General features: G+C 41.9%; 16 protein-coding genes and 1 pseudogene. 6 read left to right on the top strand and 11 right to left on the bottom strand.

Annotated elements, in window-relative coordinates; translation table 11 throughout:
- The first annotated feature begins 76 nt into the window (after nucleotides 1-76).
- Entirely contained in the window at nucleotides 77-514 is a 438-nt protein-coding gene (locus tag MHH65_RS01510) for a MarR family transcriptional regulator (RefSeq protein ID WP_012008812.1), read from the top strand.
- A gap of 23 nt (nucleotides 515-537) precedes the next feature.
- On the opposite strand, the gene MHH65_RS01505 is transcribed toward MHH65_RS01510, so the two are convergent.
- The 4 genes from MHH65_RS01505 to MHH65_RS01490 all read right to left on the bottom strand — a co-directional run bounded on the left by MHH65_RS01505 (nucleotide 538) and on the right by MHH65_RS01490 (nucleotide 5,024).
- Nucleotides 538-1,671 (bottom strand): zinc-dependent alcohol dehydrogenase, encoded by a 1,134-nt coding sequence (locus MHH65_RS01505; RefSeq protein ID WP_098677766.1) that lies wholly within the window; start codon nucleotides 1,669-1,671, stop codon nucleotides 538-540.
- 158 nt (nucleotides 1,672-1,829) lie between these two features.
- A complete protein-coding gene (locus MHH65_RS01500) occupies nucleotides 1,830-2,852 on the bottom strand; it encodes a quercetin 2,3-dioxygenase (protein WP_034283168.1) in 1,023 nt (340 codons plus the stop codon).
- 80 nt (nucleotides 2,853-2,932) lie between these two features.
- Complete coding sequence (locus MHH65_RS01495) at nucleotides 2,933-3,505, bottom strand: TetR/AcrR family transcriptional regulator (RefSeq protein WP_255291004.1); 573 nt, start codon at nucleotides 3,503-3,505, stop codon at nucleotides 2,933-2,935.
- Nucleotides 3,506-3,542: 37 nt separating this feature from the next.
- Nucleotides 3,543-5,024: an amidase gene (locus tag MHH65_RS01490; RefSeq protein ID WP_176544483.1), complete on the bottom strand. Its 1,482-nt coding sequence runs from the start codon at nucleotides 5,022-5,024 to the stop codon at nucleotides 3,543-3,545.
- 187 nt (nucleotides 5,025-5,211) lie between these two features.
- Here MHH65_RS01490 and MHH65_RS01485 point away from each other — a divergent pair, with 187 nt between their 5' ends.
- Entirely contained in the window at nucleotides 5,212-6,825 is a 1,614-nt protein-coding gene (locus MHH65_RS01485; RefSeq protein ID WP_255291003.1) for a S8 family serine peptidase, read from the top strand.
- A 38-nt stretch (nucleotides 6,826-6,863) separates the two neighbouring features.
- On the opposite strand, the gene MHH65_RS01480 is transcribed toward MHH65_RS01485, so the two are convergent.
- Nucleotides 6,864-7,403, bottom strand: coding sequence for a DUF402 domain-containing protein (locus MHH65_RS01480; RefSeq protein WP_162860207.1), 540 nt, complete (start codon nucleotides 7,401-7,403; stop codon nucleotides 6,864-6,866).
- A gap of 110 nt (nucleotides 7,404-7,513) precedes the next feature.
- On the opposite strand from MHH65_RS01480, the pseudogene MHH65_RS01475 reads away from it, so the two are divergent.
- Nucleotides 7,514-7,716: pseudogene (locus MHH65_RS01475) on the top strand (hypothetical protein).
- 58 nt (nucleotides 7,717-7,774) lie between these two features.
- Here the strand turns inward: MHH65_RS01475 and MHH65_RS01470 are convergent.
- Nucleotides 7,775-8,311 (bottom strand): GNAT family N-acetyltransferase, encoded by a 537-nt coding sequence (locus MHH65_RS01470; RefSeq protein WP_024427428.1) that lies wholly within the window; start codon nucleotides 8,309-8,311, stop codon nucleotides 7,775-7,777.
- A 213-nt stretch (nucleotides 8,312-8,524) separates the two neighbouring features.
- Between MHH65_RS01470 and MHH65_RS01465 the strand changes: the two genes are divergently transcribed.
- The 3 genes from MHH65_RS01465 to MHH65_RS01455 all read left to right on the top strand — a co-directional run bounded on the left by MHH65_RS01465 (nucleotide 8,525) and on the right by MHH65_RS01455 (nucleotide 11,284).
- Nucleotides 8,525-9,742 (top strand): multidrug effflux MFS transporter, encoded by a 1,218-nt coding sequence (locus tag MHH65_RS01465; RefSeq protein ID WP_098677763.1) that lies wholly within the window; start codon nucleotides 8,525-8,527, stop codon nucleotides 9,740-9,742.
- 629 nt (nucleotides 9,743-10,371) lie between these two features.
- The gene (locus MHH65_RS01460; RefSeq protein ID WP_197172481.1) at nucleotides 10,372-11,064 is read left to right on the top strand and encodes a hypothetical protein; all 693 of its coding nucleotides are present in this window, start codon (nucleotides 10,372-10,374) and stop codon (nucleotides 11,062-11,064) included.
- A gap of 16 nt (nucleotides 11,065-11,080) precedes the next feature.
- Nucleotides 11,081-11,284, top strand: a complete 204-nt coding sequence (locus tag MHH65_RS01455) for a hypothetical protein (RefSeq protein WP_034283153.1) — start codon at nucleotides 11,081-11,083, stop codon at nucleotides 11,282-11,284.
- A 276-nt stretch (nucleotides 11,285-11,560) separates the two neighbouring features.
- Here the strand turns inward: MHH65_RS01455 and MHH65_RS01450 are convergent, their stop codons facing one another.
- The 5 genes from MHH65_RS01450 to MHH65_RS01430 all read right to left on the bottom strand — a co-directional run bounded on the left by MHH65_RS01450 (nucleotide 11,561) and on the right by MHH65_RS01430 (nucleotide 14,673).
- Nucleotides 11,561-12,340 carry a hypothetical protein gene (locus MHH65_RS01450; RefSeq protein WP_098677762.1) on the bottom strand — a complete coding sequence of 260 codons (780 nt, stop codon included), beginning with the start codon at nucleotides 12,338-12,340 and terminating at the stop codon, nucleotides 11,561-11,563.
- A 338-nt stretch (nucleotides 12,341-12,678) separates the two neighbouring features.
- Entirely contained in the window at nucleotides 12,679-12,849 is a 171-nt protein-coding gene (locus tag MHH65_RS01445; RefSeq protein WP_167364606.1) for a hypothetical protein, read from the bottom strand.
- Nucleotides 12,846-13,433 carry a DUF1700 domain-containing protein gene (locus MHH65_RS01440; RefSeq protein ID WP_070326637.1) on the bottom strand — a complete coding sequence of 196 codons (588 nt, stop codon included), beginning with the start codon at nucleotides 13,431-13,433 and terminating at the stop codon, nucleotides 12,846-12,848. The genes MHH65_RS01445 and MHH65_RS01440 overlap by 4 nt, the downstream gene beginning before the upstream one ends.
- Nucleotides 13,426-13,743 (bottom strand): PadR family transcriptional regulator, encoded by a 318-nt coding sequence (locus MHH65_RS01435; protein ID WP_024424392.1) that lies wholly within the window; start codon nucleotides 13,741-13,743, stop codon nucleotides 13,426-13,428. Before MHH65_RS01435 ends, MHH65_RS01440 begins: the two co-directional genes overlap by 8 nt.
- A 99-nt stretch (nucleotides 13,744-13,842) precedes the next feature.
- On the bottom strand, nucleotides 13,843-14,673 hold the full coding sequence (locus MHH65_RS01430) for a YitT family protein (protein WP_034283328.1): 831 nt from the start codon (nucleotides 14,671-14,673) through the stop codon (nucleotides 13,843-13,845).
- Nucleotides 14,674-14,863 lie beyond the last annotated feature (190 nt).

Here is a 14,863-nt window from a genome sequence, read left to right as displayed (position 1 = left end):
CATGTTGATTATTATGATAAGATAGACCTAGTAATTGATCGGAAATGCGAATGCAATAGGAAAAGAGGTATGGAGAATGCAACATTTCGAGCTAGAGGCAAGTTTGTTAGACCATGCACTGACAAAGTATTTAAAAGCGACGAAACAAATAGATGAAGAAAATATTCCGAAAAACGTCACGAATGTTAAAGGGTTTATTTTACGTATCATCTACCGCCATCAATCATGTACTGTGAAAAATATTCTGCAGGAAGTTTCATTATCTCCCTCTGCAACAACAACCGCTCTCAATCACTTAGAAGACGAAGGGCTGATCATCCGCTCTCGAAATAATAATGACCGCCGTACTGTGTGGATTGAACTCTCTGAATCGGGTGAACAAATTGCTAAACAAATGATCGACAATCGCCAGCTGCTTGTGAATCAATTGTTCAACCACCTTTCAGAGGAAGATAAAAAAACATTTTTTGAATTAATCGAAAAAATGATGGACGAGCACACATTAAAGGCTTAGGAATACTCCTAAGCCTTCTTTTTTTATGGCTTTAAAACGACCTTTATACAATCATCCTGTTTGTCGTTGAAGATGTGGTACGCATGAGCAGCTTCATCTAATGGCAATTTGTGAGTAATAATCGCTCTAGGATCAATTTCACCGCTTGTCACTTTTTGATAGAGCTTTGACATGTATCCTCTCGCCGGGGCTTGGCCCATTTTCAGGGTGACGTTTCTTGCGAAAAAAGCGCCTAATGGAAACATGTTGTACAGGCCGCCGTACACACCCGTCATCTGCACTGTTCCACATTTGCGAACGGCTTTTGTGGCAATTTGAATGGGTCCGATCGTTCCGCCTTGCAGCTTGAGTTTTTGCTCAATTTTTTCAAGCGGCGACTTCTTTCCGTCCATTCCCACACAATCAATCACAACATCGGCTCCGCCCTTGGTGAGCTCCTTTAACGTTTCTCCCATGTCGGGATCTTCTGTAAAATCAAAGACCTCCACGCCGCTCATTCGTTTTGCATGCCGCAGGCGGTAATCAATGTAATCGACGGCAATCACACGTTCTGCCCCTTTTTGCCAAGCAAATTGCTGCGCCATTAACCCAACAGGACCACAGCCTAGCACGATGACCGTATCGCCTTTTTTCACACCTGCGTGCTCTACGCTCCAATAGGCGGTTGGCAGGACATCTGATAAGAAGAGCAATTGTTCATCCTCCAGCTCACAATCCTCTGGAATCTTAAACGGGGTGTAGTTGCCAAAAGGTACGCGTAAATACTCTGCCTGTCCTCCGGGATAATTCCCATATTTCTCACTATAGCCAAAAAGCCCACCCGAATCGTAGTGCGGGTTTGAGTTGTCACATTGGCTTTCTAAGTGATGATCGCAATATTGGCATTTACCACATGCAACAGTAAATGGAATGACGACACGGTCTCCCTTTTTTACGGCTGTGACATCCGGGCCAACTTCCTCCACAACCCCCATTGGTTCATGCCCAATTACATAGCCGATTGGAAGCGGGAAATTCCCCTGATACAAATGTAAATCTGATCCACAAATTGCTGTTGATGTAATACGTATGATCACATCTTCCCGATCTTGAATCGACGGTGCATCTACTTTCTTCACTGCAATGCTATTTTTCCCTTGATAAGTAACAGCTCTCACATGCACTTCCTCCTTTAGCTCAAATCATCTTTACATAGCTTCACCTTGAATGAATGGTTCATTCATCAAATGAGCAATTTATGTGGAGGAGGCAAAAAACAAAAAAAGCCTGTCGATTGTTTCGACAGACTCATGATGTTGTGTAACGCGTTACACAGTTAATCTTTTTCGACAAAAAACAAATCATATTGAGTTGAAGTCTCCCGATCGAACATGAAGTTCCCTTCTTGAATAAAATAAGGACATATACTTGGGCTTGGAGATTCTTCAAACTGTTCATACACCTGCTCAATTTCTCCTGGAAGCAGCAAAACCAACATTTTATTTGAATGAGACACAAATTCATAAGAGTGAATCGTATCCGGCGGGATATAGGCAAAGTCACCCGGCATCAAGCAAATATCCTCTCCGTTCAAATGAAGGTTCATCTTCCCTTCAACACAATAGATTGCTTCTGTATGAACTTGATGATAATGCGGCGGGAAATATTTCTCCTTCGCTCCTTCAACCACAAAATGACTGAATCCGCCTCCTGTTGTTTCTACTGTTGCAATCAGCTCATGAATTTGGCCATCAATGATGTATTGCTTCCCTTCACCAGCCTCTAATACATAAGGCTGTACCTCGTGAGGAAGCTGACTATGAAATAAAACGGAGGGCCTCGTTGTATTAGACAGTTCTCTGATTCCATGCATCAGGATGATATCGCTTTCTTTTTCAGCCTGCTGAAAACTGGCTGCATCAAAAGCATGATGTGTCATAGACCATTCATTCTGAAAAAGCCTCTTTCCAATTTGCTGATAGACATCTGTCATTTTTCCGCCCAGCGTATATGAAATAAATCTTGTTTTATGACTATGCATTCTGTAGCCATGAATCGTTTTGGGCGGGATATGAATATAATCAAAGGCTGTGGCCATGTATTTTTTACCGTCCAGCATCACTTCAAGCTTTCCTTCCAGCACAAAAATAGTTTCAAATAAGTGCTCATGACAGTGCAGCGGGAAATAAGCTCCTTTCCCCCCTGTGATTAAGGCAAGCTCAAACAGCTGATTCGTTTGATTTGCTTCTGCCAGCATATGAACAAGCTGATTCTCCAGCCCATACAGCTTTCCGGAACCAGACACGGTATAAAAAGAGGTACCTTCGGATTGCTTCATCGATTGCGGTTGCTCCGACATCCCATCACTCCTCGTGACAAATTGACTATCTATATTATATAGACCAATTGATATAATAGATAGACAATATGCGAGAGATTTTACTCATCTCGCATAAATAAATGTCTAAGGTAACTTTTTACGTGTTCTAAAGGGGTCGTTTGTTTGAGTGCAGTGGTCATCGATAAACCCCCGATGACCATTGAGTGAAGGAGAGAAGCCAGCTCATCCGCTTTGTTTTCTTCATACCCGCTGTTCATTAGCTTTTCTTTTACAAGCTCCTGCCAGCGGATCATTTCTTGTTTGCATGCAGCATGAAGCTGCGCGTTTTCAGGCTTGGACTCTGCCGCCAGCAAGACAATTGGAATCCCTCTTTCACTTTCGTTCTCCATAAATCCTCGAATGATCTTTGTCATAAAACGATCGATGGCGATATATGGGTCATCCGAATAGGCAAAGCCTTCTTCAATTTGATTAATGACCTTTTGACTAATGTGTTCAACAGATGCAATAGCCAGCTCTTCTTTTCCATTTGGAAAGTAATAATAAAGAGAGCCTTTAGGTGTGCCGCTCTCTCTGATAATTTGATTCAATCCTGTCGCATGGTATCCCTGTTTACGTAAAAGAAGTGCTGCCGTTTGAATGATTTTGTCCTTCGTACTCACGTGTGACACTCTTTTCCCTCCATAGACCAAAGTCGCTGATCATGCGTTATCGATTTAATTGACTAGTTCCTTTCCAAATCGAGGATGTCTCCATTTCCGCTGCAAGCCTGAGCAGCCAGTCCTCTTTTCCTTTAGGTGCTGTCACCTGTACCCCTAAAGGCATGCCCGCGCTAGTCAGATGAACAGGAACACTCATTGATGGCTGACCTGTTAAGTTGGCAAGCTGTGTAAATGGGGTGTAGGTCAAGCTCTTGAGGAACATGTCATAAATAAGATCCTGCTGTGCTTGCATTGAAAGGGATGACACACGTAAAAGTGCGGCTGTTTCCTGATCTGAATGCATAAGCTCACCTACCTTTGGAGCTGAATAGGCAGTAGCTGGTGTCACATAGAGATCGTAGGTTTGATGAAAAGATGCCATTTGTGCAGCAGCCCGATCCCACGCATCAAGACTTTCTGTATAAGCAGCAGCGGTCACATTCTTGCCAGCCTCCGCCAGCACCCATGCCACGATGTCCGTTTCCTCCGGCTTTACTGGACGCCCTAACGAACGAGACAAGAAAGTGAATAACGCAGACATTTCTCCGCTGTTCATCACGTAATATTGCTGCATGAGATGAACCCCATCAATTTCTGGCTTGGCTTCTTCTACTTGATGACCCTGCTCACTCAGCCATTTCACTGTTTGCTGAACCGCCCGCTTCGCCTCCTCACTGACCTTCGTGCCAACTGGAGATTCTACGCTGTAAGCAATTCGCATAGAAGATGTACGTTTCGCCAGATCCTCTTGGTAACTGCCATCGTATAACGGAGTTTGGAAAGCAGCTTCAGGCTGAATGACTTGAAGTAGATCAAGAAGGGCTGCACTGTCCCGCACTGTTTTTGTGAGTGTAAAGTCGATGGAAGCCCCTTGCCACTGCCTTCCTGCGCCTGGGCCTACCGGCGTTCTCCCCCGCGTGGGCTTAAGGCCGAACAAACCGGTAAAGGATGCTGGAATCCGGATGGAACCACCGCCATCACTTGCTCCGCCAGCAGGTACAATGCCGCTTGCAACAGCTGCTGCTGTCCCGCCGCTTGAGCCGCCCGGAGAATAGTCCGTATTCCAAGGATTTCTCGTTGGACCATGTAAAGCAGGCTCTGTCACATTTCTTAAACCGAATTCCGGTGTATTTGTATGTCCGATCATGAGAAAACCAGCCTGCTTCAACCGATCAACAAAGTGCGAATCCGAATTTGCTTTTACATCCTTTAACAGCAAAGCTCCTGCTGTCAGCGATTCATTTTTAATCCCTTGCGATATATTTTTCAGCACAAACGGAACACCAGCAAATGGCTGATACTCATGTAACTCCTTGATGTCTTTTAAAACTTGTTCTTGTCTCGTCCGTATCACAGCGTTTAGTTCTGGATTGACCTCATTCAATCTATCAAATGCCGCCTGCATAAGCTCCTCGGGCTTTACCTGCTTATTCTGCACAAGTGCTGCCAAGCCAGCCGCATCATACGTCATATACTCTTTTACGTTCATCAGCATGTCCTTCTTTCTCTTATCATGATGTCTCTATTGTCTACTAGAATTCTATGAATTTCAATTTCAGGTTACTTGTAAAAATAACTTTCTGAACAAGACGACAATTCTACTATCCCATCCCTCTGCTTTCTCCGATATAATAGAGAAAAAAAGACCGAGATCATCGGATGAGAGGAGCCACGCATTGAAAAGGAAATTACTTATCGTCATTGCGTTTCTTCTTGCGTTGACGACTGCTTTGCCCTTCCATTCGCAGGCAGCTGCACCGCCAAAAGAAACAGATGTCATCATCGTCTATAAAAATCAAAAAGGAAAACAAACAGCGATTGAGGAAAGTGAGAAAGTGAACGTACAGTACATACATCTTCCCGCTGTCGCTGTGACAGCAGATGAACAAGCGGTCACCTCACTCAAAAAAGACCCAAACATCGCTTACGTCTCAAAAAACGTAAAGGTTAAACTCGCGGCTTCTACTATGAAGAAAACAGCCGCTGCTACTAATCAAGATGCATTGGTACAAAAATCTTACAATCTGCAAAAACTAAATATCAAGCAAGCAATAAAAGAAGGCGTTACTGGTAAAAATGTAAAAGTAGCCGTTTTAGATACTGGTATTTTCTCACACGAGGATTTAAAGGTATCCGGCGGTAAATCATTCGTGAACTACACATCCTCTTATAAAGATGATGAAGGACATGGCACACATGTCGCCGGCACGATTGGTGCGCTTAATAACGATTATGGAACAGTCGGCGTCGCTTCCGGTGTGAAGCTGTATGCTGTGAAAGTGTTAGATAAAAAGGGAGAAGGCGACCTGTATAGTCTGCTTCGAGGCATCGATTGGGCGATTACCAACAAGATGGACATTATTAATTTAAGTTTAGGCTTTGAAGACAATATCCCCATCTTGCGTTCAGCAGTAGATGAAGCCTATAAAAAAGGACTGCTCGTGGTTGCTGCAAGCGGAAATGATGGGAAAAAGAATTATATTAGCTACCCTGCTGCTTACAATAGTGTCATTGCCGTTTCTGCAACAACTTCCAAAGATAAACTCGCATCTATCTCGAATACAGGAAAAGGGATTGAATTTTCTGCCCCTGGCGAGAACGTCATCAGCACTTATTTAAAAAATGAATATTGGTATGCAACGGGGACATCACAAGCTGCACCGCATGTCACAGGAATGCTGGCACTGTTAAAGCAGCTTCATCCGAAGAAAACAAATGCACAGCTTCGCACTTTATTGCGCAGCTATACAGTGGATCTTGGCGCAAAAGGGAAGGATCCGCAATTCGGCTATGGCCGCGTGCAATATGTGCCGCAATCCACCTTTTTAAAGGCTGCGGCAAGTGCGGTCAAAACAGCCGAAACATCTAAAAAGCAGGCAGATGTCAATCAAGCCAAAACGAGAATTGGGCGGCTCACTGCAAGCAAGCAAAAAACAGCACTCACAGAACGGGTGAAGAAAGTCCAAGCAGCCATTGATATCCGCTCGGCACGTGCAAAGGTCAAAACAGCCGAAAAGAACAAAACACAGGGCGCTATTAAGAGTGCTCAAACGGCCATCAAAAAACTAAATAAAGGCAAAGAAAAAACAAGCCTGCAAAACCGGCTCGACAAAGTTAAAAAACAAGTCGCTTATCAAAAGAAAGTGACGGACGCTAAACAAAAGGTCAAAAAAGCAGAAACCAAACGAACAAAGAAAACAAAAGCAGCGGCTCAAAGCGCTGTCAAACAGCTAAAAGCCTCCAAAACAAAAACCAATTTACAAAAACGATTAAACCGTATTAAGGTTTAACAGAAAAAACGATTCCTTTCAGCGAGGAATCGTTTTTTCTATTTCAACATCGGCTCAAACAAGCTGTGATGATATTTCCCTTCGGCATCTGCCCTCACTTGATCGAGAATGCTTTCTAACGAAGCCGTCACGCTCTCTAATGCCCGCCGTACTGTACCGTGTTCAAAATCCGCTAAACTCTCCGGCAATTCATCTTCATCCAGCACAAAGACATCACCATTCGGAAGAATGAGAAGATCAATAATGAGGTCTTCAAACATGACCAGCTGCCCGTTGAACTGTGTATCTCCCACCATATTCAAATAAGATCCTAGTTCCTTCCCTTGATCATCTCTCCAGAAATATATGTTATAAGGACGATCCTTCCAATAATAGGCGGTCGTATAGCTCCCTTTTGGAATGGTTAGAGCACCCTCACCTGCCCTCATCGTAAACGGTTCTTCAATCTTGTGAAACAGCACAGCCTGCTGCTCCTTTGTGTCTAACAGCTGACAGGTATGTTCCACAACTTTTTGATCGTATTTGATTTTTCTCTCGATGACTTTATCCCAACGATCCGCATGCAGCGAAAACAACATGTCACAACTCCCTCTAAACATCTCGTTTCTTTCCAGTATACACCGATTTTTTTGAAGAAATAAAGGATTGCCTCATTTACTTATGGAAGACCTATGATGAGGTGAAATAAATGAACGGAATCACGACTCTTGAAACTTTACACAGCTTGGACAAATCATCCTCATGATTTGCGGCTATGTCCTTTATTGGCAGCTGGTGAAAACGAAGAGAGAACGAAAGCTGTCTCCTTATGAGCGCATGTTAAAATTCTTTGTCATGTTCGGTTTCATCTCGTGGGTGGTATCCTATTGGGCGCTGGTACTGTGGGCGTAAATTGAAAAAAGGAAGAGCTGTCCATGGAGGTAAGCTCTTCCTTTTGCTGCACATTATATTATGAGCCTGCCGGCTGTTCTTTCTTGATCACATATTGATAGCTCTTGACATGTGTCCCATTTTGGTTCACAAATTCTTTATCAAGCGCACGCTCAAAGCCCATTCTTTCATATAGGCGAATGGCAGCCTGCATTTTATCAGATGTATGAAGATACAGGACATTTTCGCCCCATGATTGCGTCAGTTCAATACTTTTACGCAGCAATGATTCTGCAATGCCTTTTCCCCTCACATCGGGATCTACTCCTAAAAACCGGACGATGGCTGATGTAATGCCCATTTCAGGTTTGTCATACGCTTGCTCTGATGACCGGAACATTTGAAGCGTCCCCACGACCTTGCCGTCAAGCTCCGCCACAAGCATCAGCTCCATGTTCGGATTATCTACAGCTGCTGCAAGCGCGGCAGAATAATTTTGCCAGCCTTCCTCTGTAAATTGAGGCTCATACTGTGCATAGGATTTGATCAGCACGCGTGTGATGGCCTCATGATCTTCTTTGACTGCTTGACGAATGATCAGCTCTTGCTGCTTCATGTCAGCACCTCCTGCTCTCTATTAGTGGGTATACGTATCATGCAATCACTGCATACGATCACCTTACTCTTTTCTCTACTCATTCAATGTAAAGAGTCTCATTCGAAAGATCAATCATTTTGCACGGAATCATCTTTGAAAATTTTTCATTGAAAAGGAACGCTTGATTCATTATGCTGTGTTGAGGAAGTATACGAGGAGTGTTGTCATCATATGAGTTCTTTATCTTATCCCCAAGAATCGAAAAAAAATCGATTTCTCCTTGCCGCATTGCTCGGATCTTTAACAGCCCTTGCTCCGCTGGCAATGGATATGTATTTACCTGCTTTGCCTCATATTGCTCGTGATTTTGAGGCGAGCACGGCGTTGTCTCAATTAAGTCTGATGGCTTGTCTCATTGGACTGGCGCTTGGCCAGCTGATTGCAGGTCCGATCAGCGATACGATCGGCAGAAGAAAACCGCTGATGATTGGGTTGATCATCTTTATTGCGGCATCCCTTCTTTGTACAGTGGTCACATCGATTTGGACGTTCATTCTTCTTAGATTGATTCAAGGACTTGCTGGTTCAGCTGGCATTGTCATTGCACGAGCCATTGTCCGAGATCATTATGAAGGATCAGAAATGACGAAATTCTTTGCACTGCTGATGTTAGTCAATGGGGTTGCTCCGGCAGCCGCGCCTATTGCAGGCGGACAGATTTTACGCTTCACGACATGGCAGGGTGTATTTGTACTACTCGGAATTCTCGGGGCATTGATGCTGCTGAGATCGATTTTTTCACTGCAAGAAAGCTTACCCGCAGAGCGTAGACAGACCGGGGGCTTTCAACAGATTGCAGGCGCGATGAAAATTTTAGCCAGTGATCGTCTCTTTGTTGGATATGCTCTCTCACAAGGTCTTGTATTCGCAGCGATGTTCGCCTATATTTCTGGTTCACCGTTTGTGCTTCAGGAAATTTTCAACCTTTCTCCACAAGGATTTAGTGCGGCCTTTGCGGTAAATAGTCTTGGAATCATCACGGCTGGACAAGTATTTGCCCGAGTCGCTGCGAAAATCGGTGAAGAGAAAGTCCTTCGCATTGGATTGCTGACAGCTGCATTAGGCGGAGTCACTTTATTTTTGATGATCTCGATTGATGCAGGATTGTTCGGCATTCTGATTCCGCTGTTTTTTGTTGTCTCAAGTGTTGGAATTGTCGGCACCTCTGCGCCGTCTCTTGCGATGCAGCATCACGGAGCGCATGCAGGAAGTGCAGCTGCACTGATCGGTGTTGCGCAAATGCTGCTAGGCGCTTGCATGACACCTCTTGTCGGACTAGCCGGAAGCCAAACAGCCTTTCCAATGGGTCTGATCATTATGCTTTGTGATCTAGGCGCACTTTGCTGTTATTTCTTCTTTGTGGCCCGAGCGAAAAAAAGACCCACATAAGCGGGTTTAAAGACTATTGACAAAGGGCTAAAATGATCTTGATTTTAGCTCTTCGTCTTCTTTTCAGCGTGATAGAAAACCTTTGCAGCCCTAGGAAGGACGAGCATCGGAGCGCAGAACTGACAAAGAATGCGAAACACCATATATCATATACGGATACTGATTTTCTACTGGCAAATCAATAGCTATCTCGCTAATTTAGGTCGCAATTTAAAATTGCGTCTGAAGAAAGAATATAGCGAGTTTTGATCTCCATTTTGCAGCTGTGAAGTTTAAAAGTCTCCTTTTACTTCTCTTTAAAGAAATATCATGGTATTTATCGATACACCCCTAACATGTCTAAGTACTTCATAAACATGTCTTTTTTTACAGCGCTCTTTTCTCTTTCCACAACTCTTCTGAATCATTACAAATTATATTCCCCACATAATTTTTGTGACCTCTACACCTTTTACTAGTGATTTAGAATTATTCTCTTAAAAGCAAAAACTATTAATAATGTCGATTGTACGGACAATAATTAGGTGTTATTACTCATTTTTGCAAAAATACCAAATAAGGAAGGTAAATGTAATATTTACATATAAATAGTTAAATGCAACAAAAATATTAAAGAGGAGGAAATTTTTATGTCTAAGAAGAAAAAATCATTCTTGCAATTAATATTGATTTTTTCCCTGATTTGTTTTAGTTTTTCTTCAACTGCAGGGGTTTCTGCGAAAGAAGGTGATTCTTCAATTGTTCCAATCAAGGGAGATGCTGCCGCTGAAATGGTCAATATAGCGCTTGATACTATAGAGAACGGGGGAGTTAAAGCTATAGCACCTGTAGATACATACGGATTGAAAAAATCCAGTGTTTATAAAGTGGGTGGTGGAGTTACAGCTGTTACAGTTCCTATAAATGGAGATTATAGCCTTCCTAGTAATATCACTCTTTTCATTGATGAGGATCATACCGTCTTACAGGCAAATGAAATGTTGGTGACAAAGAATGATAAGGGTAATTTCAAGGTTGAGACTTATGTGGATGGTTCTCTTGTAAAGTCAGTTGATACTGAGCTATCTTATATGTCAGATGAAGAATTACTTGCAGAAAATCCTCCTGAAATTCAAACACAGGGCGTAAAAGCAAAAGCAGCTTGCATTGCATCAGTGCTTGGAATTGGTAGTGGTGCGGCTTATTTAATTGCGGTTGGTTGTGCTGGTTCATGTGCAGCTCCAACGCCGGTTACTGCTCCAATATGTGCAGCATGTATTGGCGCATATGCAGTTCTTGGAGCTGGTGGGATGGGTGCAGTAGTTGCTTGTTTCAAATTGTGAGTCTGAGGGTGTTTCTATGAATAAATTATTAGCGATGTCAATATTAGGATTAGGAATTAGTGGTGCGGCTTTAGTTCTCTCGGTCTCTTTGTTATTCAAAGACCCAAACGAAAACTTTGTGCTGATGTTTGCTGCTGGTTCAGCTGGCGCATTCACAGTTTTCACTGTCTCATCCCTAGTTCTTCGAAAACGTTTGAATCACTTAAGTGATAAAAAGTAAATCCTCTCTAAGGGATAAATATACCTTTATAAAAACAGCCAGTTGTCGAAAATCTTTCGATGACTGGCTGTTTAGTTTCAATTGAATTCAGGTATTGTACAGTGACCTGTATTTCAATAACATTTTTACAATAAAAAAAGACACCAGAGGGATCATTCAACGGTAACACATTATAATGTTAGTACTTGACCTTCTTTCACACTTCAAGTGATTAGTTTGTCGGCCACTTCTTTCATTTTCGATTCTACTTCCTAAATACCATTTTTCTCGTTTAATTTAATAAAAACCCTTTTTCCCCATGAACTTGCATACATAAGGATAAGCCTTGGGTGTACCCGAAGAATATCTTTCATTACTAATCAAGTTATACTCGATTAGCATGTCAGTAATGATTTTTGGACTTTCTATTCCCTTTCCCATATAAGCCAGGATATTCTCCTTTTGGATTGTCGTTAGCTCACCAGTTTCAATGACTGAATCAAAGCTGAACAGATCTCGATCAAAATTAGTTTTATATTGATCATTCTCTTTGTACTGATGTTTCTGTTCCATTTCCAGTTTAATTTTTTTCATTTGCTTGTTGGAAAGAGATAAACCCAGTTTGACTTGTTTCTTCATATCTTCACTCATGCTTGGAACATAACCCAATTCATTCACCAAGGACCAAGTTAATTGTGTTCTTCTATTAGAAATTTCTTCAACCTCTTTTTGTATGGAAGCAAACTCTTTCTTAATTCGATTGACAACAGCTTTCTTCAATCCAATATGATCTTCAAAATGTTTTATTCCTAGCCTTTTGCTTTTACCAGTCTGGTTGTGTTTTACAATGTACTGATACCTTAATGGTCTTCCACATTCACACCGGGTATCTGAATTGACAAAACCATTGTCAATGTAATCAATGAGTACCCATCTGCCTATTAGTGATTCAAGCTTTAAACTAGAGTTCCCTTCGAACTCTTCCCCAGCCTGCACACTGTTAAAGGCTAATAATCTCTTTTCTCTTTCGTAGCTCTTAAGATATAGTATCTGTTCACTATTCAATTCCTCACTCATCACTATTCCCCTCCTCCCATGACTGCCTATCTTGGAATTCACAAAGTGTTTTATTTTGATAAATTCGTCGTCAAATTCAACTATCCCTTCTTGGTATTTAATCCTAACACCAGCAATACTAAAGTAAGTAAACAAACAAAAAAAGACAGGTTATCTGCCTTCAGTCAAGGCAGAATAAAAAAGAGCTTATGCAAGCTCTTTTTTTGTTGTCTTCATATTCTATAATTTCACTTTACAAGATCCATCATGAACACAGATTTGTTCACCTTAAATGTATTGGCAATCTTGCCAGGGTTTGTCTACACGCTGAGACCCGCATAAGCGGGTTTTTTCATTTATTATGGCTTGCTCCAATTGATGGTGCGGAACACGTTACTCTGGTCATTGTTGTGATATGCATCTAAATCAAAGCCTGATAGTCCAAAACCAATTGTCATGACAATTCCTCCGGCAACGGTGAAGATGATCCCCCATTTGATGCATTGCTTTTTTAAATCATTCACGTTCATACTCTCACGACCTTCTTTTTAAACATTCCCATGAATGCCTTAGTTGTTTGAATAGTCATTTGCACAAATAGCTTTGTCAAATACGCCGTGGCTATGCCGCTTAATAATCCGACACCTAATAGAAGAATACCAACGCCAACCTGCGTCACCACTACATGCAAACCGTCCTGAAAAATAAATGGAGAACCAATGATGCTCCAAAAACCGCCGAGCAGACCAGTAAGCGTCAATGCACCTGTCACGAGTGGAATGCACCAAATCACCATATACACAGAAAGAATCAGCAGGAAGACTGTTGCTAGAATACTGCCCCATAACGGAAAGCCTAAAATGAGAATGGAGAGTCTTGTGGCTTTTTCTCCAAACGTCGGCACCTGAACGGTTTTTATACCTTGTTCCTTCATAATCCCTTCAGCGATCATAGCAGGCTGTCCGACTTGCTGAACCGCTTCCTGTTCACTATAGCCATCTTCCTGATAATCCTCAATCATTTCATCGTAGTATTCGATAAACCGATCACTGTCTTTTTCGCCTAGAAGATGCAGATGCTTCTTTAGGCTGCTCAAAAATTCTTTTTTATTCATTGCCCTGTCCTCCAGAAATAAAGTCGTAAATCGCCATCACCTGATCCCATTCCTCTAAAAACTGCGCCATATGCTCCCGCCCGCTTTCTGTCATGCGGTAGTATTTTCTTAATCGACTGTTATGTTCCTGGGAATAGGTCTCCACATAATTGTTTTGCTCTAAACGCTTTAAAATCGGATACAATGTCGATTCTGAAATCTCAATACAATGGGACATATCTTTAATGATTTGATAACCATAGGAATCGCCTTTCTTTAATACCGCCAGTACACAAAATTCCAGTAATCCTTTTTTTAATTGTGCATTCATGTTTACAACTCCTAACTATTTATACTATACATTACATAGTATTGTGTGACAAGAGGTATAGAGAATAAAAAAAAGACCCTTTTTAGGGTCTTTTCATTTTTATATATTCACAAATCCTTCTCCGAACACATCGCGTACGTCATGGACAACAACGAATGCGTCTCGATCTATTTTCTTAATAATTTTCTTAAGGCGCATGAGCTCCTGCTTTTGAATGACCGCGTAAAGAATTTCCTTCGATTCCTTTGAATAATGACCGCGTCCGTTTAAAATCGTTACGCCTCGATCTAAGGTGTGATTGATTTCTTCCGCAATATCATCTTTGCATGAAGAAATAATCGTCACTGCCTTTTTCGTGTTAAGTCCTTCTATCACGAAGTCCATCACCTTTGTCGCCACGTACAGCATCACAATGGTAAACATTAATTTTTCCGCACCAATAATAAAATAGGAAGCAAATACAACGATCAGATCAAAGAACAAAATGGCATAGCTCACGTTCCAGTCTAAATACTTGTTGGCAATTCTTCCGAGAATGGCAGAACCCGCCGTTGTTCCACCTGCTCTGAGCACAAGACCAATCCCAATTCCGATGATAATTCCTGCAAAAATCGCTCCAATGATCAATTCATGAACATTCACGACCCATGTTGTGGTCAGGTGCAAAAATAGAGAGTTACTTGCGACGGCAACCACAGTATAAATCGTGGTCTTCTTGTCTAAATACTTATAGCCGACAAGCAGTAAGATGGCATTAAACACGAGGTTCGTCAGCCACGGTGCAATCTCAAACAAATAATAAAAAATAATGGACAGCCCCGTGACGCCGCCTTCACCAAATTCAAGCGGAATGACAAACATGTTCACTGCTGCGGCAAATAAAAAAGAACCAACTAGAATCATCGCTATATCTTTTACACATTTTTTCAATTTCTTCTTTCCTCCTTTTTTAAGCATATAAAAAACCCTCTTTCTGCACGAAAGAAGACAGTCGTTGGACAACATAAAAATCAAAAGACGGCGCCTTTTGATGAAGCTTTCTGAAATCAATCTTTCCATAATATATATCTCTTTTCAGAGGCTGTCAATGACTTGGTTTTCTATTATTTTGACTGCATTT

The sequence above is a fragment of the Bacillus sp. FSL L8-0654 genome, assembly GCF_038629965.1.
GTDB classification, from domain to species: Bacteria; Bacillota; Bacilli; order Bacillales; family Bacillaceae; genus Bacillus; species Bacillus safensis.
Note: the sequence above shows the minus strand (reverse complement) of the source record. Positions and strands in the feature narration are given on the sequence as shown.

Coding starts and splice junctions, on each gene's coding strand:
- MHH65_RS01510 (WP_012008812.1), top strand. CDS start 77: ATGCAACATTTCGAGCTAGAGGCAAGTTTGTTAGACCATGCACTGACA.
- MHH65_RS01500 (WP_034283168.1), bottom strand. CDS start 2,852: ATGTCGGAGCAACCGCAATCGATGAAGCAATCCGAAGGTACCTCTTTT.
- MHH65_RS01490 (WP_176544483.1), bottom strand. CDS start 5,024: ATGAACGTAAAAGAGTATATGACGTATGATGCGGCTGGCTTGGCAGCA.
- MHH65_RS01480 (WP_162860207.1), bottom strand. CDS start 7,403: ATGTTGTTTTCGCTGCATGCGGATCGTTGGGATAAAGTCATCGAGAGA.
- MHH65_RS01470 (WP_024427428.1), bottom strand. CDS start 8,311: ATGAAGCAGCAAGAGCTGATCATTCGTCAAGCAGTCAAAGAAGATCAT.
- MHH65_RS01465 (WP_098677763.1), top strand. CDS start 8,525: ATGAGTTCTTTATCTTATCCCCAAGAATCGAAAAAAAATCGATTTCTC.
- MHH65_RS01460 (WP_197172481.1), top strand. CDS start 10,372: ATGTCTAAGAAGAAAAAATCATTCTTGCAATTAATATTGATTTTTTCC.
- MHH65_RS01455 (WP_034283153.1), top strand. CDS start 11,081: ATGAATAAATTATTAGCGATGTCAATATTAGGATTAGGAATTAGTGGT.
- MHH65_RS01450 (WP_098677762.1), bottom strand. CDS start 12,340: ATGAGTGAGGAATTGAATAGTGAACAGATACTATATCTTAAGAGCTAC.
- MHH65_RS01445 (WP_167364606.1), bottom strand. CDS start 12,849: ATGAACGTGAATGATTTAAAAAAGCAATGCATCAAATGGGGGATCATC.
- MHH65_RS01440 (WP_070326637.1), bottom strand. CDS start 13,433: ATGAATAAAAAAGAATTTTTGAGCAGCCTAAAGAAGCATCTGCATCTT.
- MHH65_RS01435 (WP_024424392.1), bottom strand. CDS start 13,743: ATGAATGCACAATTAAAAAAAGGATTACTGGAATTTTGTGTACTGGCG.